General features: G+C 69.4%; 24 protein-coding genes and 1 pseudogene. 13 read left to right on the plus strand and 12 right to left on the minus strand.

Features of this window, described 5'->3' with window-relative positions:
* Positions 1-139 precede the first annotated feature (139 nt).
* The 3 genes from ACMXN5_RS14010 to ACMXN5_RS14020 all read left to right on the plus strand — a co-directional run bounded on the left by ACMXN5_RS14010 (position 140) and on the right by ACMXN5_RS14020 (position 3,145).
* Positions 140-1,063, plus strand: coding sequence for an SDR family oxidoreductase (locus tag ACMXN5_RS14010; RefSeq protein WP_439675538.1), 924 nt, complete (start codon positions 140-142; stop codon positions 1,061-1,063).
* 115 nt (positions 1,064-1,178) lie between these two features.
* Positions 1,179-2,363, plus strand: a complete 1,185-nt coding sequence (locus ACMXN5_RS14015; RefSeq protein WP_439675539.1) for an acyl-CoA dehydrogenase family protein — start codon at positions 1,179-1,181, stop codon at positions 2,361-2,363.
* Positions 2,360-3,145 carry an SDR family oxidoreductase gene (locus ACMXN5_RS14020; protein ID WP_439675540.1) on the plus strand — a complete coding sequence of 262 codons (786 nt, stop codon included), beginning with the start codon at positions 2,360-2,362 and terminating at the stop codon, positions 3,143-3,145. The genes ACMXN5_RS14015 and ACMXN5_RS14020 overlap by 4 nt, the downstream gene beginning before the upstream one ends.
* A 157-nt stretch (positions 3,146-3,302) precedes the next feature.
* On the opposite strand, the gene ACMXN5_RS14025 is transcribed toward ACMXN5_RS14020, so the two are convergent.
* Entirely contained in the window at positions 3,303-3,566 is a 264-nt protein-coding gene (locus ACMXN5_RS14025; RefSeq protein ID WP_439675541.1) for a hypothetical protein, read from the minus strand.
* 395 nt (positions 3,567-3,961) lie between these two features.
* Between ACMXN5_RS14025 and ACMXN5_RS14030 the strand changes: the two genes are divergently transcribed.
* The 6 genes from ACMXN5_RS14030 (at position 3,962) to ACMXN5_RS14055 (ending at position 9,401) form a co-directional block, all read left to right on the plus strand.
* A complete protein-coding gene (locus ACMXN5_RS14030; RefSeq protein ID WP_380035095.1) occupies positions 3,962-5,143 on the plus strand; it encodes an acyl-CoA dehydrogenase family protein in 1,182 nt (393 codons plus the stop codon).
* Positions 5,144-5,155: 12 nt separating this feature from the next.
* On the plus strand, positions 5,156-6,322 hold the full coding sequence (locus ACMXN5_RS14035; RefSeq protein ID WP_439675542.1) for a CaiB/BaiF CoA transferase family protein: 1,167 nt from the start codon (positions 5,156-5,158) through the stop codon (positions 6,320-6,322).
* A complete protein-coding gene (locus ACMXN5_RS14040) occupies positions 6,319-6,846 on the plus strand; it encodes an FAS1-like dehydratase domain-containing protein (protein WP_126639322.1) in 528 nt (175 codons plus the stop codon). Before ACMXN5_RS14035 ends, ACMXN5_RS14040 begins: the two co-directional genes overlap by 4 nt.
* Positions 6,843-7,316: a hypothetical protein gene (locus ACMXN5_RS14045; RefSeq protein ID WP_439675543.1), complete on the plus strand. Its 474-nt coding sequence runs from the start codon at positions 6,843-6,845 to the stop codon at positions 7,314-7,316. Before ACMXN5_RS14040 ends, ACMXN5_RS14045 begins: the two co-directional genes overlap by 4 nt.
* A 12-nt stretch (positions 7,317-7,328) precedes the next feature.
* The gene (locus tag ACMXN5_RS14050; protein ID WP_439675544.1) at positions 7,329-8,468 is read left to right on the plus strand and encodes an acyl-CoA dehydrogenase family protein; all 1,140 of its coding nucleotides are present in this window, start codon (positions 7,329-7,331) and stop codon (positions 8,466-8,468) included.
* 405 nt (positions 8,469-8,873) lie between these two features.
* Positions 8,874-9,401 (plus strand): RICIN domain-containing protein, encoded by a 528-nt coding sequence (locus tag ACMXN5_RS14055; protein ID WP_439675545.1) that lies wholly within the window; start codon positions 8,874-8,876, stop codon positions 9,399-9,401.
* 210 nt (positions 9,402-9,611) lie between these two features.
* Here ACMXN5_RS14055 and ACMXN5_RS14060 read toward each other — a convergent pair whose 3' ends face one another.
* The 4 genes from ACMXN5_RS14060 to ACMXN5_RS14075 form a co-directional block, all read right to left on the minus strand.
* Complete coding sequence (locus tag ACMXN5_RS14060; RefSeq protein ID WP_439675546.1) at positions 9,612-10,253, minus strand: hypothetical protein; 642 nt, start codon at positions 10,251-10,253, stop codon at positions 9,612-9,614.
* A gap of 210 nt (positions 10,254-10,463) precedes the next feature.
* On the minus strand, positions 10,464-10,862 hold the full coding sequence (locus ACMXN5_RS14065) for a hypothetical protein (RefSeq protein WP_439675547.1): 399 nt from the start codon (positions 10,860-10,862) through the stop codon (positions 10,464-10,466).
* A gap of 2,417 nt (positions 10,863-13,279) precedes the next feature.
* Complete coding sequence (locus ACMXN5_RS14070; protein WP_439675548.1) at positions 13,280-13,489, minus strand: DUF397 domain-containing protein; 210 nt, start codon at positions 13,487-13,489, stop codon at positions 13,280-13,282.
* Positions 13,455-14,345, minus strand: coding sequence for a helix-turn-helix domain-containing protein (locus ACMXN5_RS14075; protein ID WP_439675549.1), 891 nt, complete (start codon positions 14,343-14,345; stop codon positions 13,455-13,457). Before ACMXN5_RS14075 ends, ACMXN5_RS14070 begins: the two co-directional genes overlap by 35 nt.
* 244 nt (positions 14,346-14,589) lie before the next feature.
* Here ACMXN5_RS14075 and ACMXN5_RS14080 point away from each other — a divergent pair, with 244 nt between their 5' ends.
* The 3 genes from ACMXN5_RS14080 to ACMXN5_RS14090 all read left to right on the plus strand — a co-directional run bounded on the left by ACMXN5_RS14080 (position 14,590) and on the right by ACMXN5_RS14090 (position 16,414).
* On the plus strand, positions 14,590-15,060 hold the full coding sequence (locus ACMXN5_RS14080) for an ATP-binding protein (RefSeq protein WP_439675550.1): 471 nt from the start codon (positions 14,590-14,592) through the stop codon (positions 15,058-15,060).
* A 140-nt stretch (positions 15,061-15,200) separates the two neighbouring features.
* Positions 15,201-15,674: a hypothetical protein gene (locus tag ACMXN5_RS14085; protein ID WP_439675551.1), complete on the plus strand. Its 474-nt coding sequence runs from the start codon at positions 15,201-15,203 to the stop codon at positions 15,672-15,674.
* A gap of 101 nt (positions 15,675-15,775) precedes the next feature.
* Entirely contained in the window at positions 15,776-16,414 is a 639-nt protein-coding gene (locus ACMXN5_RS14090) for a radical SAM/SPASM domain-containing protein (RefSeq protein WP_439675552.1), read from the plus strand.
* 157 nt (positions 16,415-16,571) lie between these two features.
* On the opposite strand, the gene ACMXN5_RS14095 is transcribed toward ACMXN5_RS14090, so the two are convergent.
* From ACMXN5_RS14095 to ACMXN5_RS14105, 3 genes are all read right to left on the minus strand, one after another.
* The gene (locus ACMXN5_RS14095; RefSeq protein WP_439675553.1) at positions 16,572-17,117 is read right to left on the minus strand and encodes an AAA family ATPase; all 546 of its coding nucleotides are present in this window, start codon (positions 17,115-17,117) and stop codon (positions 16,572-16,574) included.
* A 51-nt stretch (positions 17,118-17,168) separates the two neighbouring features.
* Positions 17,169-17,738 (minus strand): GNAT family N-acetyltransferase, encoded by a 570-nt coding sequence (locus tag ACMXN5_RS14100; RefSeq protein ID WP_439675554.1) that lies wholly within the window; start codon positions 17,736-17,738, stop codon positions 17,169-17,171.
* A 123-nt stretch (positions 17,739-17,861) separates the two neighbouring features.
* The gene (locus tag ACMXN5_RS14105) at positions 17,862-18,434 is read right to left on the minus strand and encodes a dihydrofolate reductase family protein (RefSeq protein WP_439675555.1); all 573 of its coding nucleotides are present in this window, start codon (positions 18,432-18,434) and stop codon (positions 17,862-17,864) included.
* Positions 18,435-18,739: 305 nt separating this feature from the next.
* On the opposite strand from ACMXN5_RS14105, the gene ACMXN5_RS14110 reads away from it, so the two are divergent.
* A complete protein-coding gene (locus ACMXN5_RS14110; protein ID WP_439675556.1) occupies positions 18,740-19,606 on the plus strand; it encodes an AraC family transcriptional regulator in 867 nt (288 codons plus the stop codon).
* 372 nt (positions 19,607-19,978) lie between these two features.
* On the opposite strand, the pseudogene ACMXN5_RS14115 reads toward ACMXN5_RS14110, so the two are convergent.
* From ACMXN5_RS14115 to ACMXN5_RS14130, 4 genes and pseudogenes are all read right to left on the minus strand, one after another.
* A pseudogene (locus ACMXN5_RS14115) lies at positions 19,979-20,932 on the minus strand (DUF4419 domain-containing protein); the annotation flags it as partial.
* Between the two features lie 178 nt (positions 20,933-21,110).
* On the minus strand, positions 21,111-21,737 hold the full coding sequence (locus ACMXN5_RS14120) for a glyoxalase (protein ID WP_439675557.1): 627 nt from the start codon (positions 21,735-21,737) through the stop codon (positions 21,111-21,113).
* A gap of 275 nt (positions 21,738-22,012) precedes the next feature.
* Complete coding sequence (locus ACMXN5_RS14125) at positions 22,013-22,981, minus strand: BP74-related protein (protein ID WP_439675558.1); 969 nt, start codon at positions 22,979-22,981, stop codon at positions 22,013-22,015.
* Between the two features lie 319 nt (positions 22,982-23,300).
* Positions 23,301-24,080, minus strand: a complete 780-nt coding sequence (locus ACMXN5_RS14130) for an SDR family NAD(P)-dependent oxidoreductase (RefSeq protein ID WP_439675559.1) — start codon at positions 24,078-24,080, stop codon at positions 23,301-23,303.
* Between the last annotated feature and the right edge of the window lie 264 nt (positions 24,081-24,344).

The following is a 24,344-nucleotide window of genomic DNA, read 5'->3' on the forward strand; positions in this document are numbered from 1 at the left end:
GTGTACGCCCGCGCCCGGCGGGACCGGCGGCCCCGGCCGCACCGACCGACCCGGACGCGCCACGACCGACCCGACCTGGGCCTCGGCCCTCGATTCCCGGGGCCTACTGGCGAGGCCACCGACAAGGAGCGGACAACACATGGGTGACTTCCTCACGGGCAAGGTAATCGCGGTCACCGGCGCCGGCCGCGGCATCGGCCGGGCCGTGGCGCTCGCCGCCGCCGCGCACGGCGCCAAGGTCGTCGTGAACGACTACGGCGTCGCCATGGACGGCAGCGCGCCGACCAGCGAGGTCGCCGACGCCGTGGTGAAGGAGATCGAGGCGCTGGGCGGCGAGGCCGTCGCGGTCGCCGACTCCGTGGCCACGATGGAGGGCGGCGCGCGCATCGTGCACGCCGGCGTCGAGAAGTGGGGCCGCATCGACGGCGTCGTCACCGTCGCGGGCAACCTGCGCGAGCGCATGCTCTTCAACATGACCGAGGACGAGTGGGACAGCGTCATCGCCACCCACCTCAAAGGCACCTTCACCGTCGTACAAGCCGCCTCCAAGGTGATGAAGACCCAGGGCTTCGGCTCGATCGTCGGCTTCACCTCCGGGGTGTACGCGCTCGGCTCGGTCGCCCAGGCGAACTACGCCGCGGCCAAGGGCGGCATCGTCTCCTTCGTGCGCTCCGCCGCGCTGGGCCTGAACAAGTACGGCGTCAACGCGAACTGCGTCGCGCCGGTGGCCCGCACCCGGATGTCCGAGGGTGTCCCGCAGACGCTCAAGGAGATCGGCGACCCCGAGGACGTCGCCGAGCTGGTGGTCTTCCTGCTCTCCGACCACGCCAAGAACATCACCGGCCAGGTGTACACGACCGCCGGCCCCAAGATCGCGCTGTGGGACCAGCCGCACGAGATCAAGACGATGTACGCGGCCGACCGCTGGACGGCCGAGGAGATCGCCGAGAAGCTGCCGACCCAGATCGGCCAGGACCCGATGCCGGTGCTCGCCCAGCTCAAGGAGTACGCGGCCGCCGCGGCGAAGAAGAAGGCCGCCGAGGCCGCCGCCGCCGGCAACTGACGCGACCCCCGACAGGCGACGCGCGCGGGGCCGGTGTGCACCGACCCGGTCCCCCGACCCCGCGCGCGCGGCCGTCGTCCCGCCCGCACGGCGAGGCGACGAGATTGGACTGGCTGTGGATTTCCGGTACAGCGCCGAAGACGAGGAGTTCCGGGCCGAGGTCCGCGCGTGGCTCCGGGAGAACCTTTCCGGTGAGTTCGCCGCGGCGGTCGGTACCGGCGGTCCCGGCAGCGAACACGAGCACTTCGAGATCCGCCGGGCGTGGGAGCTGCGCCTGGGCGAGGGCGGCTGGATCGGCCTGGCCTGGCCCCGCGAGTACGGGGGCCGCGAGGCGTCGCTGATGCAGCAGGTGATCTTCGGCGAGGAGTACGCCCGCGCCCAGGCGCCCGGCCGGGTCAACCACATGGGCGAGAACCTGCTCGGCCCGACCGTGCTCGCGTTCGGCACCGACGAGCAGAAGGCCCGCTTCCTGCCCGCCATCGCGCGCGGCGAGGAACTGTGGTGCCAGGGCTACTCCGAGCCGGGCGCCGGCTCCGACCTGTCCAACCTGCGCACCTCCGCCACGATCGACCCCGAGTCCGGCGACTGGCTGATCACCGGCCAGAAGGTGTGGACCTCGCTCGCCCACGAGGCGAACTGGTGCTTCGTACTCGCCCGCACCGATCCCGGCTCGCAGCGGCACAAGGGCATCACGTTCCTGCTCGCGCCGATGCACCAGCCGGGCATCGAGATCCGACCGATCGTGCAGCTCACCGGCACCAGCGAGTTCAACGAGGTCTTCTTCGACAAGGCCCACGCGCGCGCCGAGCACGTGGTGGGCGAGGTGGGCGCGGGCTGGGGCGTGGCGATGGGCCTGCTCGCGTTCGAGCGCGGGGTGTCCACGCTGGCCCAGCAGATCGGCTTCGAGATCGAGTTGGACAAGGTGGTCGCCGAGGCGAAGGCCAACGGCGCGATCGAGGATCCCGTCCTGCGCGACCGGCTGCTGCAGAGCTGGATCGACCTGAAGGTGCTGCGCTGCAACGCGCTGCGCACGCTCGGCTCGCCCGATCCCGGCGCGGCCTCGGTGGCCAAGTTGGTGTGGGCGGGCTGGCACCAACGCCTCGGCACGCTCGCGATGGACGTGGCCGGCGTCGAATCCACCCTGGCCGCCGCGGCCCCGTACGAACTGTCCGAGGCGCAGCGCCTGTTCCTGTTCACCAAGTCCGACACCATCTACGGCGGGTCGAACGAGGTGCAGCGCAACATCATCGCCGAGCGCGTCCTCGGCATGCCCCGTGAACCGCGAGGAGACGCCAAGTGAGCCCCACCGCCGCCCCCACCTACGTCGAGGGCCACGGCCTGCTGACCGGCAAGACGGTCCTGATCACCGCCGCGGCGGGCACCGGGATCGGCTTCGCCGCCGCCAAGCGCGCCGCCGAGGAGGGCGCCGTGATCGCGATCAGCGACAAGCACGAGCGCCGCCTGGGCGAGGCCGCCGACGAACTCGCCAAGCTGATCGGGTCGCGGCCGTTGGCCGTGCCGTGCGACGTCACCGACGAGGACGACGTGCAGAACCTGATCGACACGGCCGCGCGCGAACTCGGCGGCATCGACGTGCTGATCAACAACGCCGGGCTCGGCGGCGAGGCCAAGCTCGTCGACATGACCGACGCGCAGTGGGACCTGGTGATGAACGTGACCCTCAACGGCACGTTCCGCTGCACCCGGGCGGCGCTGCGGCACATGCAGCCGCGCGGGAAGGGCGTGATCGTCAACAACGCCTCGGTGCTGGGCTGGCGGGCGCAGAAGGGTCAGGCGCACTACGCGGCGGCGAAGGCCGGCGTCATGGCGCTGACCCGCTGCTCGGCGGTGGAGGCGGCGGAGTTCGGGGTACGGGTCAACGCGGTCGCGCCGAGCATCGCGATGCACGCGTTCCTGGCGAAGGCGTCGTCGGAGGAACTGCTCGACGAGCTGTCCTCGCGCGAGGCGTTCGGCCGGGCCGCCGAGCCGTGGGAGGTGGCGAACGTGATGGTCTTCCTCGCCTCGGACTACTCGTCGTACATGACCGGCGAGGTCGTATCGGTCAGCTCACAGCGCGCCTAGGGCATCGCGGCGGCGCGCGGTGCCCGTCGCGGCGTGGGCACATCGCGGCGCGGACGCTTCGCGACGCGCGGGCTCACCGCGCGCCGCCCGTTCTTGACGCAGCGTCAGCCCCGGCACGCGCCGCCACGGGATCCGCCACGTTGTCGCTGACGCTTCGTCAACACCCGGTCCTGGGACCGGGTATCAGCCCGCGCAGCGACCTGGCCGGGCGCCGGCGTGAGCCCGCCCAGTCGGGCCCGCGGCTGCCGCGGGCGAGGAAATCGAGGATGTCCGGGAGGAGTTCGGAGACCCGATAGGGCGGGCCGTCGGCGTCGGTCTCGTCCGGGTCTGGGCCGGTCGCGTCGTCGGGCTCGAACGCCGACCACTCGACCTCGCACCACGGGTGCTCCCGACCGCATTGCGGGCAAGCATTTCCGCTCATGTCCACCCACGATAGGTGGTCGATCGCGGACGCGCCGTAACTTTTCCGGACTTGTCCAGAACCGTTTCGTCGGCCCCGACGTGATCATGCCCATCCCGGCGCCTCCGCACGCCCCGGCGCGCACGCGGGCGCCGAAACCGAGCACGCGCCGACGAAACACGAACTGCGCCGGAAACGCGCCGGAACCGAACCGGAGCCGAACCGAAGCCGTCACGCAAACGACCCGCCCCGAACCCGACGAGACGGGGCCCACACATCATTTGCCGACCGCCACTCGAAATGAACCCAGGCCGGTGTTACCTTGATCTGACTATCCGTCAGGTTCTGTGCCGGCTGCCTCACCTGCACGTACACAGGTGAGGCTGCCGGCATGGGCGCGCCCCGAAAGGCGACCCGTGGACTTCGACTTCTCCCCCGACCAGACCGCGTTCAGCGAGACGGTCGAGCGGTTTCTCGACGCCAATCCCGACCCTGAAGTGTTCGATGTCACCCGGGAGAACATGGCCCAGGTCGTCGACACCCCCGCACGCCGCGCCTACATGCGCAAGATGGCCGACCAAGGCTGGCTCGGCATCACCTGGCCCGAGGAGTGGGGCGGCCAGGACGGCGACGGGGTCTACGAATACCTGCTCAACGAAGCCCTCGCCGGGCGCGGTGGACCGCAGATCGGCAAGGGCGTCGGCATCATCGGCAAGACCCTGCTCGCGCACGGCAGCGACAAGCTCAAGGCCGAGTTCCTGCCCAAGATCCTGAACAACGAGGTCGAGTTCGCGGTCGGCTACAGCGAGCCCGAGGCCGGCTCCGACGCCGCCTCGATGAAGCTGCGCGCGGTCCGCGACGGCGAGGGCTGGCGGCTCAACGGCCAGAAGACCTGGACCACTTCCGCGCACTTCGCCGAGTGGTACTGGGTCGGCGCGCGTACCGACCCCGACGCGCCCAAGCACCACGGCATCACGCTGTTCCTGGTGCCGATGGACCACCCGGGCATCACCGTCCGGGCGATCTGGACGATGGGCGACGAGCGCACCAACGACGTCTTCTTCGACGACGTCTGGGTCTCCGACGAGTACGTGGTCGGCGAGCTGAACAAGGGCTTCCAGTACATCTCCCAGGCGCTCGACCTCGAACGCTTCACGATGTTCTCGTTCGCCCCGATCCAGCAGCGGCTGAACGTGCTGACCGAGTACGTCAAGGAGGCCACGCGCGACGACGAGCCGCTGCGCGAGGATCCGATCGTGCGCAAGCAGTTGGCCACGCTGGTCACCGAGGCCGCCGTGGCGCGCCTGCTCGGGCTGCGCGTGGTGGCCGCCGCGGCCGGTGGCGGAAAACCGCCCACGGTCGAGGCGTCGGGCTACAAGCTCTACGCCACCGAGCTGTCCAAGCGGCTCGCGAACGCGTCGATGGACATCGCCTCGCCGGGCACCCAGCTGCGGGTGGGCACCGAGGACGCGCCGATGACCGGTCGCGCCGACTCGACCTACCGCTACACCGTGCTGGACACCATCGGCGGCGGCACCTCCGAGGTGCAGAAGAACATCATCGCCCGGCGCGGTCTCGGCCTTCCCAAGAACTTCTGACGGGGCCGCGTCATGTCCGGAGAGTTCCTGCAAGGCGTCACCGTATTGGACCTGGCGAGCGTGGGCCCCGCCGCCCGCGCCTCGCGCTGGTTGGCGGACTACGGCGCCGACGTGATCAAGGTCGGCCCGGTCCCGGCCCGGAGCGGCGTGCAGATCGCGCCGCCCTACTACTCGTACAGCGCGCACCGGCGGATGCGGCGCGTGCTGCTCGACATGAAGGCGCCCGAGGGCCGCGAGGCGTTCCTGACCCTGGTCGAAGGCGCCGACGTGGTGATCGAGAGCTTCCGCCCGGGTGTGGTGGACCGCCTGGGCATCGGCCCGGACGCGGCCTCGGCGCGCAACCCCTCGATCGTCTACTGCTCCACGTCCGGCTTCGGTCAGGACGGCCCGTACGCCCAGCAGGCCGGGCACGACCTGAACTACCTGGGCGTGGGCGGCTTCCTGCACGTGTCCGGCCCCGGCGCGGACGGCGGACCGCCGATCCCGGGCGCGACCGTCGCGGACAGCGCGGGCGGCGGGATGCACGCGGTGATCGCGATCATGGGCGCGCTGTTCCGCCGGCAGCGCACCGGCGACGGTGCCCGTCTGGACGTCTCGGTGGCCGACGGGATGCTCGCGCTGATGGCGCTGGGCGTGGACGAGTACCTGGCCACCGGCGTCGAACCGGAGCCCCGGCACGGCATTCTGACGGGCCGTTACGCGTGTTACGACACCTACCGCGCGCGGGACGGCAAGTGGCTGGCGGTGGCCGCGATCGAGGGCCGCTTCTGGGCCAACCTGTGCCGGTTGACCGGGCTGGACAAGTGGGTGTCGCGCCAGCTCGACGACGACGCGCAGGACGCGATCCGGGCGGACCTTTCGACGGTGTTCGCCGGCCGCGACCGGGACGACTGGGTGGCCGAGCTGGCCCCCGCCGACACCTGCGTGTCGGCCGTGTCGTCCGTACCGGAACTGCTGGCCGACCCGCAGTATCTGGCCCGCGGCGCGTTCACCACCGCAACCCACCCCGCCCAGGGCGAGTTCCGCCAGGTGGGCCCGGTGCTGGCCGGTCAGCAGGCGCCGACCGAACCGTACCCGGTCCGCGAATCCGGGATCACCGACACCGACGAGCTGCTCACCTCCGCCGGGTACACCCCCGACCGGGTGGCCGAGCTTCGTGCTTCAGGAGTGGTCGCATGACGGCACAGGACACCACGCTGCCCGAGGACGTGGCGGCGCTGATCGGCAAGGTCCAGTACGAGAAGCGGGGTGACTTCCCCGCCGAGCGCGGCTACATCTGGACCTCGTGCGCGTCGGTGCAGAACGGCAATCCGCTGTTCTGGGACGACGCGGTCGCGGCGGAACTGACGGGCGGTCATATCGCCCCGCTCAGCCTGCTGTCCGCGTGGGCCCGCCCGCACTACTGGGCGCCCGGCGCGGAGGGTGAGCAACTGTCCCTCCAGGTGCACTTCGACCTCAAGATCCGCTTCGAACTGCCCGAGGCGATCATGACCGACAACACCAACGTGTTCTACGAACCGGTGCGCCTGGGCGACATCGTGACGTCGCGTCAGGTGCTCCGGTCGGTCAGCCCGGAAAAGCGCACCAAGCTCGGGATCGGCCGCTTCTGGGTGATCGACGTCGAGTACCACAACCAGGACGGCGCCCTGCTCGGCACCGAGTCCTACACCGGCTACGGCTACCGGCGGGAGGCCACCGCATGAGCGACCTGACCCTGGACCGGTTGGCCAAGGGCGACGCCCTGCCGACCTTCGGCGTGGACGTCACCGCGACCACGGTCATCCTGGGCGCGTTGGCCAGCCGCGACTGGCGGCCGATGCACCACGATCACAAGTTCGCGGTCGAGCGCCAGGGTGTGCAGGACATCTTCCTGAACACCCCGAACCAGGCCGCCTGGTTCGAGCGCTACCTCAACGACTGGACCGGCCCGAAGGGCCGGATCGGCCGGATGGTGTTCCGGATGACCAAGCCGGTCTTCCCCGGCGACCACATGCTGCTCACCGGCACGGTGGACGACGTCTCCGTGGACGAGACCGGCTGCGGCTGGGTCCGGGCCGAGATCTCGCTGACCGTCGACGGCGCGGTCCGCACCACGGCCACCGCGCGAATCGCGTTGCCCACCACCCCCGACGACAACCCGTGGGACCGGCGCGGCGAGCGCTGGAAGCCCTAGAGGAGACGCGCGATGGACCTCGATTTCACCCAGGAACAGGACATCCTCCGGGAGACCGTGCGCGGCCTGACGGCCCGGCACGCCGACCTCACCGTCGTTCGCGAGTTGGAGAACGACCCGGTCGGCTACCCCAAGGACTTCTGGAAGAAGCTCGGCGAGGCCGGCCTGACCGGTCTGACGTTGCCCGAGAAGTGGGGCGGGTCGGAGATGACCACGCTCGACGCGACCGTGGTCTACGAGGAGTTCGGCCGGTCCCTCGCGCCGACTCCGCACTTCGTCAGCTCGGTTCTTGTCGGCGGCGTGCTGACCGCGGCCGGGTCCGACGAGCAGCGCGAGAAGTACCTGCCGGGCATCGCGGCGGGCACCACCATCGCGAGCGTGGCGTGGCTGGAGCCGGACCGCGGCTTCGGCGGCAAGGGCGTCGCGCTGGCGGCCCGCGCGGACGGCGAGGGCCACCTGCTGTCCGGCACGAAGCGGCACGTCGCCTACGCGGCGGCGGCCGACGTCCTGCTCGTGCTCGCCCGCACCGGCACCGCGGGCACCCCGGGCGATCCGAACCAGGGCGTGTCGCTGTTCCTGGTCGACCCGAAGGCGGCCGGGGTCACCACGACCCAGCAGCAGACGATCGCCTCGGACACCCAGTACCGGGTCGAACTCGCGGACGTGCGCGGCGAGTTGGTCGGCACGGCCGGGGCCGGCTGGCCGGTCTGGTCGGACGTCCTGCACGACGGCCTGATCCTGCTCGCGGCCCAGGCGGTCGGCGGCGCCAAGCGCGCCCTGGAGATCACCGTCGAATACGCCAAGCACCGCAAGCAGTTCGACAAGCCGCTCGGCGCCTTCCAGGCGATCGCACACAACCTGGCCGACGCCTCGACCGCCGTCGACGGTGCCGAGACCCTGGTCTGGGAGGCCGCCTGGTCCCGCGACAAGGGCCGCGATACCGCCCGCCTGGCCCCGATGGCCAAGCTCTTCGCCGCCCGCACCTACCGCGAGGTCACGGACCTGGCGGTACACGTCCACGGCGGGATGGGCTTCACCCTGGAATGCGACGTGCAGCTGTACTTCCGCCGCGCCAAGTCCCTGCAACTCAACTGGTGGGACGACCGCTACCTGGAGGAGCTCATCGCGGCGGACGTGCTCGACAAGGGCTGATCACGCCGACGACCGACACGAGGGCGATCCCCGCGCATGCGGGGGTCGCCCTCGTCTGTTTTCGGCGAGGAGCCCTTGAGTCCTTGAGCCCTTGAGCCCTTGCGCCGACAGCCATTTCCCCCGCAAACATTGCCGAAATCAGCCCGAATTTATATGGTCGCCATAACCATTCGATATCCTTGACGTTGACGTCCACGTAAACCTGCCTGATATTCCGAAGATTTCATCGATTTCGCGGATAAATGCGCCTCGGACTCGAATGGCGAAATCATCCACTTTTACCCCTCTCCAGCCCCCTGACCAGCGCACTTGCCTCCTTTCCCGACCCGTTGATCACGCCTGCGGCGCGTGATAGGAATTGCTCACGGCCGCACCAGGCCCGATTCCTCGATCGATAGGATTCCGATGAGCAAGCTCAGAAAGTTCGCGACCGCCGCCGGTGTTCTCGCGTTTGCCGCCACCGGTCTGACCATGGGTGTCGGAAGCGCCTCCGCAGCCCCGTCGACCTTCGAAATGCGGCGGGTCTTCGCGGACGGTGACCACGAGGCGCTGTGCCTCGGTATTCAGGGCGGCGGCTCGGTCAACGGCGGATATGTGATCCAGTGGAGCTGCAACGGCAACGCGGACCAGAAGTGGTACCTGGCCAAGGACGCGCACAACCACACCGTCATCAAGAACCGCGGCAGCAACAAGTGTCTGGACGTACCCGGCGGCGACATGACACCCGGCCGCGGCCTGGTCCAGTGGGACTGCAACAACGGCGACAACCAGGCCTGGTACGTCTCCGACCAGCGGTACGGCACGGTCTTCCAGAACAAGCAGAGCGGTCTGGTCATCGACCTGTGGATGGACTCGGAGAGCTCCGGCAGCCCGGCGATCCAGTGGGGCTGGAGCGGCGCCACGAACCAGCAGTGGTTCCTGTCGCCGGCGTAGGGCCGAGCCGCCGATAGAGCCGAGCCGCCCCGACGGTGAGGCCGGGCCGGCGTCCACGGGGGACGCCGGCCTCACCCGAACAACGCACGGGGCGAACCCGATCCGGGCACGCGAATCCGCACACGGGGCCCGTTCGCGGGCGGACCGGTCACGTGCCGCCCGGTCACGTGCCGCCCGGTCGGCTCGGCGCGGCGCTTCGAAGGCGCCGGGTCAGCCGATCGGGGGCTTGAGGTCGATGGGCTTGTCGAGTTCGGTGATGTCGGTGGTCAGGTGGGTGATCGGGGTGCGTTGTGTCCAGCGGCGGAGGTATCCGGAGTCGCCGGGTGTGAAGTAGGCGGTCAGCGTGCCGCTCTGTACGCCGAAGCAGCGCACTCCGTCGATCTTGATGGGCTCCACGATGGTCAAGGCCTCCGGGTGGGCGGCCTGTTCGTAGAGCTGACGGGCGTAGGTCGGCAGTTCGTCGACGTCCTTGCTCGACATCGGCGGGTGGGCCGGGTCGACGCCGCTACGCTCCCACGGGTCTTTGGCGCTGCGGCTGAAGACGTCCGTACCGATCACGATCTCCTCGATCGCGAAATCGCCATTCCGGAGACTGACGTGGCTGCCCTTGCCCTTGGCGATCCGCAGGTCCAACACGGAGGGCGAATCGTTGTCGCTCTCGGCCGTCTTGACCATGCGCACCGACGAGGCCGCGCGGACGCGGTCGATCCCGGTACGCATGATCCGGGCCACCTCATCGGGCGCGGTGGTCCGCGCCGCCTCGGCAACGACCTTGGGAGCGGCCGGCATCCGCTCCGACGAGTTCTTGGTGTCGGCGGAACAGGCGGCCACGACCAGTGCGACGGCACCCACGACGGGCACCATGAACAGACGCAACGATTCCTCCAGGAAGGCAACGCGCGTCGACTGCGCGCCCGTTGAGCTTACGACCTGCGGATCTCCCTCCACCCGGCGCGGTCGTGGCGTGGCGTGGCTCCCGCCGCCCGAGGGCCGAGTAGGCCCCGCGCAAACCATCACGCGGGGCCTACCCTCGGGGCCGTACGACCTACGCCTCGGTCTCGCCTACTTGTAGATTCCGACCGCTGTCCCGCACTTCCAACTGCCCGCCCAGGAGCAGACGGTGATCGTGCCGGAGAGGAACGTACCGCCGTAGTTGTTGTACAGGGTCGGGTAGGTCTTCGACTTGCCGTTGTTCACGGGCTCCAGTTGATAGTTGACATTGCCTTCGGTGCTGTGGATGTTCACGTACACGGCGGACTGTCCGCTGGAGTTTCCGAAGTCCTTCAAGGTGCCGTTGACCTTCACCGCGGAATTCGTGATGAAGTACGAGCCGGTAAACCTGGCATCCACCGACGACGCGTTGACGCCGACGGCGTGCGCGGCGCCGGTTCCGACCACGGTGAGGGCGCCGGCTGCGGCCATCACTGCGGAGGTTTTCACTGCACGGGACAACCAGGACATGCCACTGGTCCTTTCAGCCGAGAGACACGGTTCGCGCCGACTTCGGGGCGCGGATCCAGGCTGTTCGTAGCCCATGCGCCCGCACAATGGCCTTCGGCTGTCCCACTGTTGTTCGAGACACGCCACCCGCTGTGACCTGCGCATCAGCGCTCACCGCAGCGCTGTCCCGGACAGACTGGGACCGGTGAACCCCTCGTACGCGAGGCCGAGTTCGCGCTGATCGCGTGCGGCCGAGCAGGAAAGGCGGTCCGCACACGCCGAACCGGCAACGGGGCGGGCAGGGCGAGCGCTCGGGTCGGGGCCGCCGGGAGCCTTCCCGAGTGGGTTGGGTGGTTCCGGCGGTCGTTGCGCCTTTGGTTGCGGAGTGCCGGTGCCGGGTCGGTCAGAGTCGGTGATGGGCCGCCGCCAGCGTGCGGGGCTTCGAGACCGGGGCTCCCGACGAGGCGAGTGCGTTGCTCGGTAGGAAAAGCGGCCGGCAGCGGCGGGCAGGGTGGGCACTCGGGTCGAGTCCTCCGGGGGGCCTTTCCGAGTGGGTTGGGTGGTTCCGGCGGGTGTTGCGCTTCGGTTGCGGGCCGGGTGGTCCGGGCCGGCCAGAGTCGTGGACCGGGCCGCCGCCAGCGTGCGGGGCTCCAAGACCCGGGGCTCTCGACGAGACGACTGCGTCGTTCGGTAGGAAAACCGGCCGGCAGCGGCGGGCAGGGTGGGCACCCGGGTCGAGTCCTCCGAGGAGCCTTCCAGAGCAGGTCGGGTGGTTTTGGCGAGAGTCGCGCTTCGGTTGCGGGCCGGGTGGTGCGGGGCCGGCCAGAGTCGGTGATGGGTCGCCGCCGGCGTGCGGGCTCCGACACTCCGGGCTCCCGAGGAGGCGGGCACGTTGATCGGCGAAAACCGGCCGGCAGTAGCGGGCAGGGTGGGCGCTCGGGTCGCGTCCTCCGGGGAGCCTTCCCGAGTGGGTCGGGCCGGGTGTTTGGGGAGGAGTGAAGGTTCAGAACCGGATCTCGGTGGATGATTGGGCGCTTCGAGCTTCTGTGACCTGCGGTTTTGTGGGATCCGGGTGGAAAGTCGGGTGCCGAGCGCCGGTTTCGTGCGCTCCGGCCTCCTCGACGCGAGTGTGGAGACCGAAACTGCCCGGCGGGGGTCTGTTTGGCTTGCTGCGGCCTCTCAGAGGCCGTCGAGGAGACCAAAAGTGTCCAATGGGGGCCGGAACCGGATCCCGAAGGCACTCGAAACGGCTGCTCGTCATGCTGACCTGCGGATTTCCCTCATGCCGGAGCTGCGGCGTCTCACGCCGTCCGGGTTTGTGAACCCTCGCCGACCACACGCCCACCGCACCCCGAAAACACCCGGCCCGACCCACTCGGGAAGGCTCCCCGGAGGACGCGCCCCGAGCGCCCACCCTGCCCGCTACTGCCGGCCGGTTTTCGCCGATCAACGTGCCCGCCTCCTCGGGAGCCCGGAGTGTCGGAGCCCCGCACGCCGGCGGCGACCCATCACCGACTCTGGCGGCCCCGCACCACCCGGCCCGCAACCGAAGCCCAACGCCCGCCGGAACCACCCGACCCACTCGGGAAGGCTCCTCGGAGGACTCGGCCCGGGTGCCCACCCTGCCCGCCGCTGCCGGCCGCTTTTCCTACCGAGCAACGCGCCCGTCTCGTCGAGAGCCCCGGGTCTTGGAGCCCCGCACGCTGGCAGCGGCTCATCACCGACTCTGGCCGGCTCCGGACCACCCGGCCAAAAGCGCGACTCTCGCCGGAACCACCCGACCCACTCGGGAAGGCCCCCGGAGGACTCGACCCGAGTGCCCACCCTCCCCGCCGCTGCCGGCCGCTTTTCCTACCGAGCAACGCGCCCGTCTCGTCGGGGACTTCTGGGTCCGGAGCCCCGCACGCTGGCGGCGCCCCGGTCCACGACTCCGACCGGCCCGGACCACCCGGCCCGCAACCGAAGCGCTCTGCCCGCCGGAACCACCCAACCCACTCCGGAAGGCTTCCCGGAGGCCCCGACCCGAGCGCCCACCCTCCCCGCCGCTGCCGGCCGCTTTTCCTACCGAGCAACGCGCCCGTCTCGTCGGGAACCCCGGGCCTCGGAGCCCCGCACGCTGGCGGCGGCCCATCACCGACTCTGACCGGCCCCGGGCCACCCGGCCAGAAGCGCGACTCTCGCCGAAAACACCCAACCCACTCGGGAAGGCCACCTGCGAGCAAGGACTCTTCCCACCTGCTAATTCGTGACGCCGAGGAAGAGCCTCCAGGAGGCGTGCCCGAAGCTCAACTCCGAGTTGTCGGCATGCTTCCAGTCACGTGCGAAAGCCGCGAAATCGTCGGCCGCCATCTCGATGCACACATGCTCCTACGAGCTTCGCGACGACTTCCGCCAGAACAAGAAAGGTGACTGCGCATCCAACATGCCGTCCTTCACGCCTACTTGAGATGACTCAGAAACGCGGTCCATTGGCTTGCGCCGAAGGCGATTGCGGGCCCCTCCATGACTTTGGAGTCTCTGGTTGCAACATCCGATGCCACCGGCGCGACCTCGACGCAGGCCCCGTCGTTCTGGCTGTACGTGGACGTGCGCCACATCAGCAACCGCTTTTCGTCAGTCACGCGTTCCCCAATACTCGACATAGTCATCAATCATCTTGCGGGATTGATCCGGATCCAACCCTGCATGCCGCAAGCGTCGAATCACCCGTCGCGCCCGTTCGACGAAGAGATCGTCCGTGGTGATCGTGCGTGTGACTACGGCACCCTCCTCCGACAGCGCGGCTCGCGCCGGACGGTCGCCACGAGGTTCACCAACGCCTTCGAACACGGTAAATGTGCTTGCCAAGGCCGCGTCAACAGCCGTGGCGAACGGAATCACGATCACGTTGATCGTCGGCCATTGGGCGGTCGCCGCAAGATGCAGCATCTGTTGATGCATCAACTGTGGGCTGCCGGCCTGTGTTCGAAGGGCCGCCTCGGTAAAGATCGCGTTCAGCAGAAGCGGGGATCGACCCTGCAGACGCTCTTGGCGCTTGAGACGCACGGCAACCAGATCTTCCACCTGATCCGATGTCCCGGCATAGGTGCGCTGCGTGATGGCGCGTGCATAGCGCTCGGTTTGCAGGAGGCCCGGCAGGCCGTTGATCTGAACTTCCGTGACAGATTCGGCCTCATCTTCGAGCCTGATGTATTCCACGTAGCCGGCAGGGAGCAGGTTGACGTACGCATCCGACCAATGCTCGCTGCGGTCCTGTTCAGCCAACACGTTCCGCGTCAGCTGCAACGCTCGATCTCGCTGCTCGTCCGATGCGCCGTAGCCGTCAAGCAGCTTCTCGACCTCTTCGACCGACCCAGGCGGTCGCTGACCGTTCTCGATCCGACTCAGCACCGGAGCCGAGAGGTCGGCACGCGGAGCGGCGGCCCGCAGCGACAAGCCCAAGCCGGTGCGCAACTCCCTGAGGAGCGACGCGAGATCAAGTTGATCGTCTGTTGCGTAACCCATCGTCCTCCTTCGGTCTCGGGACAGTCTCCTACGTCGGGCGGTCGTCCACGACCGATTCACCCGATCGTGTATCGCGAATGAATTGACGTGTTTCACGAAACAAGCCACAGTGTTCATGGTCACTCTCGGCGCTCGAATGCGACCGAGGAGCGATCAACATCTGTGCCAAGGCAGGACAAGGGGCACGTCCCACCCGGGTTCGTTGCTCCGCGCTCCCTCGCGCCCACCGCCTACGCACTCCGGCGTGATCTCGGGAGCCGCCGTGCAACGTAAGGCCCTGAAACAGGACTTCCCGCTCAACGAACCATCCGTGAAATCAGTGCGCGACCGCGTCCGGCGCTTCTGCGTCGAGCTCGGCTTGCCCGCATCGGCCATCGAGGTGGCTCGGCTCATTGCCAGTGAGTTGGCCACCAATGCGGTCCGGCATGCCCGAGGACAGGCCGGGCCGGCCGAGTTCACGCTGATAGTCACCCTCGACGGCGGGAAGCTCGACATCGCTGTGTGGGACCACTACCCCTCACCCTGTCCACCTCTACCCAACCTGGCGGACGTCCCGCCGGAGGCCCAATGCGGCCGGGGCCTGGCCATGGTCTGCGAAGACGCCGCCGGATTCACCTGGACCCGCACACCCGTCGGCAAACTCGTCTCCGCCTGGATCCACGTGGGCGAAACCACAACCCACCACCCGGATCCATCTCGGGCCCACCTCTTCTGACAACAACCACCGCCGACCGCACACGAGTTCGGCGCGGGCCACTCACGCCCAACACACCCTCGGGACCGGGCTCACTCCCCCAACGGGAGAAGGGCAGTCCCGTCGCACCACACCTCCCGCTCCCACAAAGGCGGTTCGCCATGCAATACCTGCTGAAACCCGCATGGGTGGAAGCCGACGAATCCCGCACCCGCAATCCCTACGCCCCCTACCTCGTCGCCGCCGGCGAAACCTTCGACGTCATCGAGGTGGACGAAACCCTCGGCCGAGCAGCCCTCGACGTCCTCCGCGCCCGCCGCATCACCCCGGGCCCGACCATCCTCGATCGCCGATACCGCCGCATCGGCCTGCTCGTCCCGCCCGCGCCCCCTGACGCCCTGCCGCCACGCGATCGACGGTGCGGCCCCCGCCATCACGGCCGAGGTTGTTGGATCACCATCCCCCGCCCCAACGCCCAACCCACCGACGCCCTCGTCTGGCTCGTCGCCCCCCTCGACCACGAGCAGGTCTCCTGCACGCTGCCGCAGGTCCGCAGCGCGATCCGAACCGCCGCCCAGAGCCTCGGATTCCGCACCGGACCGGCCAACCCGTCCCCTCCGGAGCCCCCTTCGTGATCATCACCCCCATCCGGCGAGACCCCAAGCGACGCGTCACGCACATCACGCTCGAACTCACCGGCCCATGCCGACCACCATGCCCCATCGGCCGTCCACTCATGCCGCCCGACACCTGGTGTCGCGTCCTCAGCGAGGCCGTCGAACTCGGCGCCGAATCGGTGCGGTTCGCGGGTGGCGAGCCCACCGCGCATCCCGCGTTCAGCGAGATCCTGCGCCATACGATCCGCGCCCGCCCGGAGATCGAGGTGGTCACCGATCTCATCCACGTCACCCGCTGCCACTGGACCCTCTTCACCCACGAACGAGTCCGCCTCGCCACCCGCTGGTACTCCGACGACCCCGTGCAACACGAGGCGATCACCCACCGCCCGGACAGCCACCTCCGCACCCGGACCAACATCGTCACCGCGCTCGGACTACACATCCCCCTGCGCGTCGACATCGTGGAGACCGTCCCCGACCAACGCATCGGCGCCGCCCGAGCCGAACTCCTCCTGCTCGGCGTCCGCCCCGACCGCATCGTCATCGACCGCCGCCGATCCGGTGCCGGAGAAGCCAACTCCCGCAACCGCTCGGCGACTTACCCCACCATCCTCGCCAACGGCGATGTCGTCACCGCCGACCCGAGTCGCCATCACCCGATCATCGGCAATGTCCTACGCGACCCACTCGCCGAAATCCTCGCCGCCCCCGCGGAGCCACAACCCGCGCCCACCACATGCGTCCCGAAACCCTGACCACCCACCACCGCGTGCGCGGGAGCACTCCCGGGCCGGACCCGACCGCCGCGAACCCCCGCCGACCCCCATCGACGGCAACCGCTCCCCATCGGCAGCCGCCCCACTCCGACAACCGTCGCCCGTCGCCCGGCGGCCGTCACCCAACGGCCTTCCCTCAATCGGCGACGCGGGCCTCCGCCAGGTCGGCCAGGATGCGGTCGACCGTCCAATCCGGTGTGCGGTCGGAGGTGTCCAGCCACAGTCCGATGCGTGGTGTATCCCGGCGCAGGGCTGCGTCCAGGGCGTCGACCGTCCAGGGGCCGCCATAGCCGCTCTTGGCGCGGCCGGCCTCCCGCGCCGTCACCGCCTGCGGCGTGGGGGCGAGGACGACGACGTACAGCGGCCGGGTGGCCACGGCGTCCACGAACGTGGCGAGGTGTTCGCCGAGAACCACGTCCTGGACCACGACGGTCCATCCCGCATCGGCGTACATGTCCGCGACCGCGGCGGAAGCCCGGTGGCGCAGCCGCAGTTGCTCCGTCGCCTCGGCCGTCGGCGCGGGTGTGACCTCCTCCCGACCGGACACGATCATCCGCCGGAAGCCGTCACCGCGCAGATGCACGGACCGCTCCAGCCGCTCGGCGAGCAACTGGGCCACCGTGGACTTCCCGGCCGCCATGACCCCCGTGACGAGGACAACCGCCGAACCCGACTCCCGCACTGCCGACCCCTCGTATCGATCCTTCGCCCGGAACCTCCCCCGGCCCGACGCTCAGGCGTCCACGGCCCCATCACCGGACACCGTCGGGCGGTTCAGCCGCCACACCACATCGATCCCGGTCCCCGAAGGGGCCACCGGCGGCGTTCCCGGTTCGCGCCGGATCTCGGTGAAGCCCAACCGACGCGGTATCGCCTCGCTGGAGGTGTTGGCCACGTCGTGCGTGATCTCCACGTACTCCAACTCCGGCAGGGTGAACGTCTCTTCGACCAGCGCCGCCGTCGCCCTGGTGGCGATGCCCTTGCCGGTGGCGGCCGGGTGCAGCCAGTAGCCCAGGCGTCGGCCCTGCGGCTCGGGTCCGCGGTAGGTCTGGCACATGCCCACGGGAGTGCCGCCCCGGGTGATGGCGTAGTTGTACACGTCACCGCTCGCCCAGCCCGACTCGAACCGGTCGAGCAGCTTCCGGGTGTACTCCTCGCTGTGCTGGGCCACCCACGGCTCCCAGGGGCGAAGGTGGTCCACGGACTCATCGATCAACGTGAACGCCGCGGCGAAGTCGTCCTGCGCCCGCCAGCGTCGCAGGACGAAGTCTCCACATTCGATGATCTGCCTCGGTTGCACCATGACGGCCATGATCGTTTGCACATCGCCCGTCCGCAACGGGGTACATCGGCCACCCACCCATCAAAAACCGACAGCCCCCGAAGCACCGCCCCGAGAGCCGCCGGCCGTCCCGCCGTCCACCGGTCACCCGACCCGATAGCGCAGCAGCGCCACCCCGTTCCCGAAGACCCGACTCTCCACCAACTCCAGGCCCGTCGTCCCGTCCGTCGTTTCGTCCGTCGGCCGGAACGCCGGCTTCCCGCGTCCGATCAGCACCGGGTGGACGTACATCGCGTACTCGTCGATCAGCCCCAACCGCCGAAACGTGTCCGCCAGGTTCGCCCCGCCCACCACCATGTCACCGCCCGGTTCCGCCTTGAGCGCCCGGATCTCCTCGGCCACCACTTCGCGCTTGATCGTGGTGTTCCAATCGGTGTTCTCCCACGTCCGGGAGAACACGATCTTCGGCATGTCCCGCCAGATCCCGGCGAACTCGACCATCGGACCGCCACTCGCCGGATCGGCATCCGCAGTCGGCCAGTAGTCGGCCATCAACGCGTGCACGACCCGGCCCTGCAGAAAGGCGCTCATCGCCCCAAGCCGCTCGTTCATGTGTTCGTGGAACTCGTCGTCGACCCGATGCCAATCGATCTCCCGATTCGGCCCCTCCATGAAGCCGTCGAGAGACATCGACTGGAAGTACACGATCCTGCGCATAGCGAGCCTCACCAACCTCGTCTCGGACCGGCCCCGGCACCGCAACTCGCACCGCACCGGACCGTTCCGGACCCGGCGCGACACCACCACCGCCCGTTCCCCGTCCCGGCCCCCCATACACGGCGCACGCCCCACGCTCCCAGGCCCCGCCGACACCACCCCGCCGCCCACCCGACCGAACCGGACACAAACTGTCGGGTCCGCCCCACCCCCCGCTTCCTAACGTTGTCGTTGCAACGGAAGAACCGGCAGAACCGGAAACACACGAAGCACACGAAGCACACGAAGGACAAGAAGGAATCCCAGTGCTGGAGCACCTGAACCGCGCCCTGGACCGCATCGAGGCGCAACTCGACCGGGACATCGACGTGGCCGAGCTGGCGCGCATCGCGATGACGTCGGAGTACCACCTCCGCCGCCTGTTCTCCGCGTTGGCCGGGATGCCGCTGTCGGAGTACATCCGACGCCGACGACTCACCCTGGCAGCCGCCGAGGTGCTGGCCGACGAGCGCACCCTGCTGGAGGTCGCGGTGCGCCACGGCTACTCCTCCGGCGAGGCGTTCGCCCGCGCGTTCCGCGCCATGCACGGCGTGGGCCCCGGCGAGGCCCGCCGCACCGGCGCGACGCTCAACGCCCAGCCGCGGATGTCCTTCCGCCTCGTCGTCGAAGGGAGCAGCAGCATGCAATACCGAATCGTGCACAAGGACGCGTTCCACGTGGTCGGCAAGAGGACCCGGGTCCCACTCGTCCACGAGGGCGTGAACCCGGCGATCGCCGCCTTCGTACAGGGCATCGACCAAGAGACGACCGCCCGCATCAAGTCCCTGTCCGACCAGGACCCGGACGGCATCGTCGCAGTCACCGACAACCTCGACCCCAGCCGCGCGGAAGGCACCGAACTCGACTACTACCACGCTGTCGTGACGACCCATCAGGGCCCCGACGACCTCGACACACTGCCCGTCCCGGGCGGAGCCTGGGCCGTCTTCGAGAACTCCGGACCCTACCCGCAGGCCCTCCAATACCTGTGGCGCGACGTGTTCACCCAGTGGTTCCCGTCCAACCCGTACCGCAGCCGCCCGGGCCCGGAAATCCTCCGCGTCCGCCCCGCCCAGGACGGCACCCACGCGGAGGCGTCCCTGTGGATCCCGGTGGAACCCACCGCGTCCTGACCGAAGTTCACAGGACGCGCAGGGCGGCGACGAAGTCCGGGCCGAAGTTCTCCCAGCACACGATGTCACCCGCTTCGGAGACGACTTCCCGAGGAACCAATCGCCGCCCACATCCCCGACGACACACACGCCCTCCGCGCCGATCACACAGCCGGCGCGGAGGGGCCGGCCGTCGTAGGCAACAGTGCCGGGAGTGTCGAGAATCCGAATGTCGGGGCACCCGGTGAGGCGCCGGATGTCGGTCAGCGTCCAGGGCGGGGGCAACCGCTCGTCACGGGGTTCGGCATCGGGCAGGAACTCGACCACGGCATTGCCCAGTCGGGGCCGGATCCACTCGCCGTCGCGTTCGATGCCCAGCACGCCTCCGAAAAAGCCCATGTCGAACGTGCCGGCAAGGGTCTCCCACCGGAAGGGCACCTTCGAGACATGCGTGGGAAACCGGCCCTCGGCGGTGCTCCCCGGTCCGAACTCGTCCTTGGGCACGGGCCCGCTGTCCCCATACTCATGGGCAAGAAGGGCGTTGATCCATCCGCTGACCCAGGCGCCGCCGGAGACCGACCGATACTTGTAGATCGACCGCCAGAACTCGTCGTCCACACCGTGCCCCGAGGCGGTCGCGGCGATCGTGTCCAGCACCGGGCACAATCCCGCGAACCACGCCCGCAGCCCCCCGAACCGCTCGGCCAACCCGCGCGCCCGGTCCGCGAGCAGCCGCCAGTCGCGGTCCGTACCCTCCAGCCGAATCCGGGGAATGCCGCACAGCGTCTTCCAGTGGAAGTCGTAGTACGGGCCGACCACATCCATCAGCGCCACCAGCACGGCGGTGGCCTCGGCGGCGGCGGTGGTCGAGAAGGCCGGTTGGAACAGGTCGGCCGTCTCGTCCCCGATCCGCGCCCGCAACGGCCCCTGCACCCGGCCGATCGAGCGGCCCCAGTCGAACGGCGCCGCGTCGTCGCGCACGGTGATGGTCTGCCGCTGTCCCGGGGTGTCGGTGAACAACTCCGCATAGGCGTCCGGGTTGAGCCGCACGTGCACGGCCACCTCGTGCACGACGGCGTACCACAGCACATCCGGCGACAGGGAGAGCGGCAGATGAGCCGAGAAGCACATGTGCAGAGCCCGCAACAACAGACTGGCCGACGACTCCATCGCCTCCGGCGCGTCGGACGGCCGGCCCACCAGTCGGTCCATACCGACGTAGTGGAATCGCGCCGAACTCCCCGCCACGGCCCGCAGGAACCGCCCGTTGCCGACCTCGGCGATCTCGTCGGCCCACGAAGCCGCCACGGCATCCTCACCGAGCGGCAGATCGATCTCGAACGCCATGTGGGTCCCTCCCCCATCGGCGCGACCCACGCGCAAGGAAGCACACAACCACGTCCCGCGCGTCGGTGCGTTATCCGGCGCCGAGCAGGACACGCGGGTGATCGGGGCGCACCGACGAGGACACGCGCGCGGGCGGCGGAACGCGCGGACGGGGAACACACCGGTACCGCCCGTGAATTCAGGCGGCCCGCGCCGGCACGGTCGCCTCCCACTCGTACCCGTCCGGGTCGGTGAACGTCCCGGCGTCGCCGCCGATCGAGAGGCGGTGCGAGCCGGTGCCGGCCACCGGGACGCCGACGTCCTTGGCCAGGGCGCGGCGTCGGTACAGGGCGAGCTTGACCGGGCTCTCGCCGGCGGCGAACTCGACGTACACGCGGCTGAAGCTCTTCGCCACGACCAGGCCGCGCTCGACGTAGAACCGCTTGCTCGCGACCACGTCCGCGACGCCGAGCAGGAGCACGATCTCGTCGATGTCCCGGGTGACGGGGCCGGTGTCCTTCTTCGCCGAGGTCGCGAGCTTCCAGATCGTCCCGTCCGGGGCCCGGACCACGCCGCCATAGCCCCAGAGCGACTTCGCGGCGGGCCTGAGCACCGTGGCGCCGGCATCGAGGGCGGTGGCGATGAGGCTGTCCACAGTGCCGGGCCGAGACACCGTCAGCGCCAACGCGAAGCCGCGAAAGCCGGTCGTGGGCGCCTCGGAGGCCCGCAGTCGGATCTGCGTGTCCAGACCGAACGCGGCGGAGTGGAAGCTGTGCGCGGCCGAGGGGTCGGCGACGTCGAGGGTCACGGAAGCGATGTTTGCCATGCCCATCACGCTAGGTCCGCCCTCGTCCCCGACGCTTCTCCAATCCTGATCGATCCCGATCGACTCGTTGGACTCGATCGAACCACCCGAACCAGCCGAACCAGTCGAACCGCCCGATCCGCCCGATCCGCCCGATCCGCCCGACGGCGCGGGTGCAGCGGCGGGCCGCTCCTCGCTCCGCCGCTGCACCGCGTCGTCACCCACCCGCCGTCCGTGTCGGACCACCGACCGGGCCCGTGGTGGGTGCCGAACCGGTCACGATGGGATCGGGAGGGTCAGCGCCCGCGTGCGTATCCGTCGCCCTTGAAGAAGTAGATGTCGGTGGCGTGGCCGGGGACGCGGCACACCTCGTCGAGACCGGCGGCGAAGCCGTCGGCCACTTGCCAGGTGTCGGCGATGGACTTCGGGCCGGTGACGATCTTCTCGTCCGGCGTCTTGTACTCCACGTATCGGGATCCCTTGAACAGGTACACGTTCAACGGGCTGCCCGGTGTGGAGCAGGCGGCGTCGACGCCGTTGGCGAAGTCTGTGCCCTTCAACCCGGACCAGCCGTCGGCGATGGCCTTGGGGCCGGAGGTCACCTTCTCGTCGGTGGTGCGGTAGCGCAGGTATTGGTTTCCCTTGAACAGATACAGATCCGTCGCACTGCCGGGAACCCCACACGCCGCGTCGATACCCGTCGCGAAAGCGGTGCCCTTCAACCCCGCCCAACCGTCGGCGACGGCCTTGGGGCCAACGGTGACCTTCTCCCCGGTGGCCTGGTAGCGCACGTATTGGTTTCCCTTGAACAGATACAGATCCGTCGCGCTACCCGGAACCCCACACGCCGCGTCGATACCCGTCGCGAAAGCGGTGCCCTTCAACCCCGCCCAACCGTCGGCGATCTTCTTGGCCGGCAGGCCCCCGACCTCACGGACGAGCATCGAGTCCCACGGACACCAGTGACAGCCGGGCAGGAAGGCCCCGCATGCCTCATCCAGGTGATCCTCGGTGTAGCGCATGGTCGCGTCGCACACTTCGATGGCGACCTCGAAGAAGTCGATGGTGCTCGGGTCGAGGTGGAAGCTCCACTTCGGGTTGTAGGGCTGGGTCCGCTTGATGATCCGGCCGTGGACGTGCACCCGGTCCTTCTCTTCACCGAGCAGGATCTTCCTGGCGTGCGCGATCTTGGCGTCGTCGGTGAGTTCGATGATGAACTCCTCGGGCTCCGACCTCTGTCGGAACGCGAAATGCGCCTGAGCCATGGGAAATGCCTCTCCATCGGTCTCTCGCCTGGAACTACGGGGCCGTGAGCGGTGGTTCGGCGAACCGGAAGGCCGAGCAGGCAGGGACGACGACCTCTCCGAGATCACCCAGTGCTCTCGGATGATTGCCAAGCGTAGTGGAATCGGCATGCGTCGAGCGGCGATTCGACGGGCGATTCGAGCGGCGATTCCGACCGCGTCCGCCGGAAGGAAGGACCCTCCCGCGCGGCCCTGCCGCACACCGCCCGACGGATGTCGCACCCGGGTGTGCGAGGCACCCACACCACAAGCCGAGACGGCCCGCCAAGCCGCCCGAAACTCAGACGCCGTAGCCGCCGTCCACGTCCAGCTTCTGGCCGCTGATGAAGCCCGCCCGGTCGGAGGCCAGGAAGCAGACGGCTTCGGCGATGTCCGTCGCACCGCCGAAGCGCCGCAGCGGGATGTTCCGGCGGGCGACGTCCAGCGCCCGGTCGTCGAGGTCGCCGCTGTCGATCAGCCGCGCCGCCATGCCGTCGGTGAGCATGCCCGGCCCGACGCAGTTGGCCCGCACCCCGAAACGACCCTCCTCGGCCGCGATGCCGCGCACGATGGCCTCGACCGCGCTCTTCGTACAGGACGACAGGCCGTCCCGCACCGGGAACCGGCTGGTGGCCGCCGTGGTGACCGCGACCAGGCTGCCGTTGCCCGCCGCGCGCAGGTGCGGCAGCGACGGATGCACCAGGTTGAAGAACGCGGCGGCGTCGCCGTCCAGTTGCTCGCGGTACTGCGCCGGCGTGACCCGACTCAGATGCACCATCGGTACGTGCGGCCCGGCCGCGTACACCACCGTATGCACTCCGCCGAACTCCGCCGCCGCCTCCGCCACGAACGCCGCCACCGCATCCGCGTCGGTCAGGTCGACCCGCCACGCCCGAGCCCTCCGGCCGTACCCGACCCGCGCCTCCTCGGCCACGGCCTCGGTCGCCGCGGCCCCGTTGCGATAGGTCACCGCCAGGTCCGCGCCCCGCTCGGCGAACATGCGGCAGATCGCGGCCCCGATCCCGCCCCCGGCCCCGACGACCACCACCGCCCCGCCCCGGCCCTCGAAGTCGCGCTCCATGACTGGCTCCCTGCTGCCGAGGTTGATCTGACGACCAGTCAGAAATAACCCCGGATTCCGGAAGTGTCAATGGATCCGCCACCTGACCAGCCCAAACGCACGAGCCGAGGAGAATCAGCCGACCGTACCCGGGCCCGGCGCGTTGCCGTCGAAAACCGGGTCGTGGGGGAGGTGTCGCAGGCGATAACCTGCCGCTCAGAGGCATCGGACCCGGTGGATCGGCAAGGCGGTTCGCGAAGCGAACGGCGGGCGTGATCGACCAAT

Source organism: Embleya australiensis (assembly GCF_051903075.1).
Lineage (GTDB): Bacteria > Actinomycetota > Actinomycetes > Streptomycetales > Streptomycetaceae > Embleya.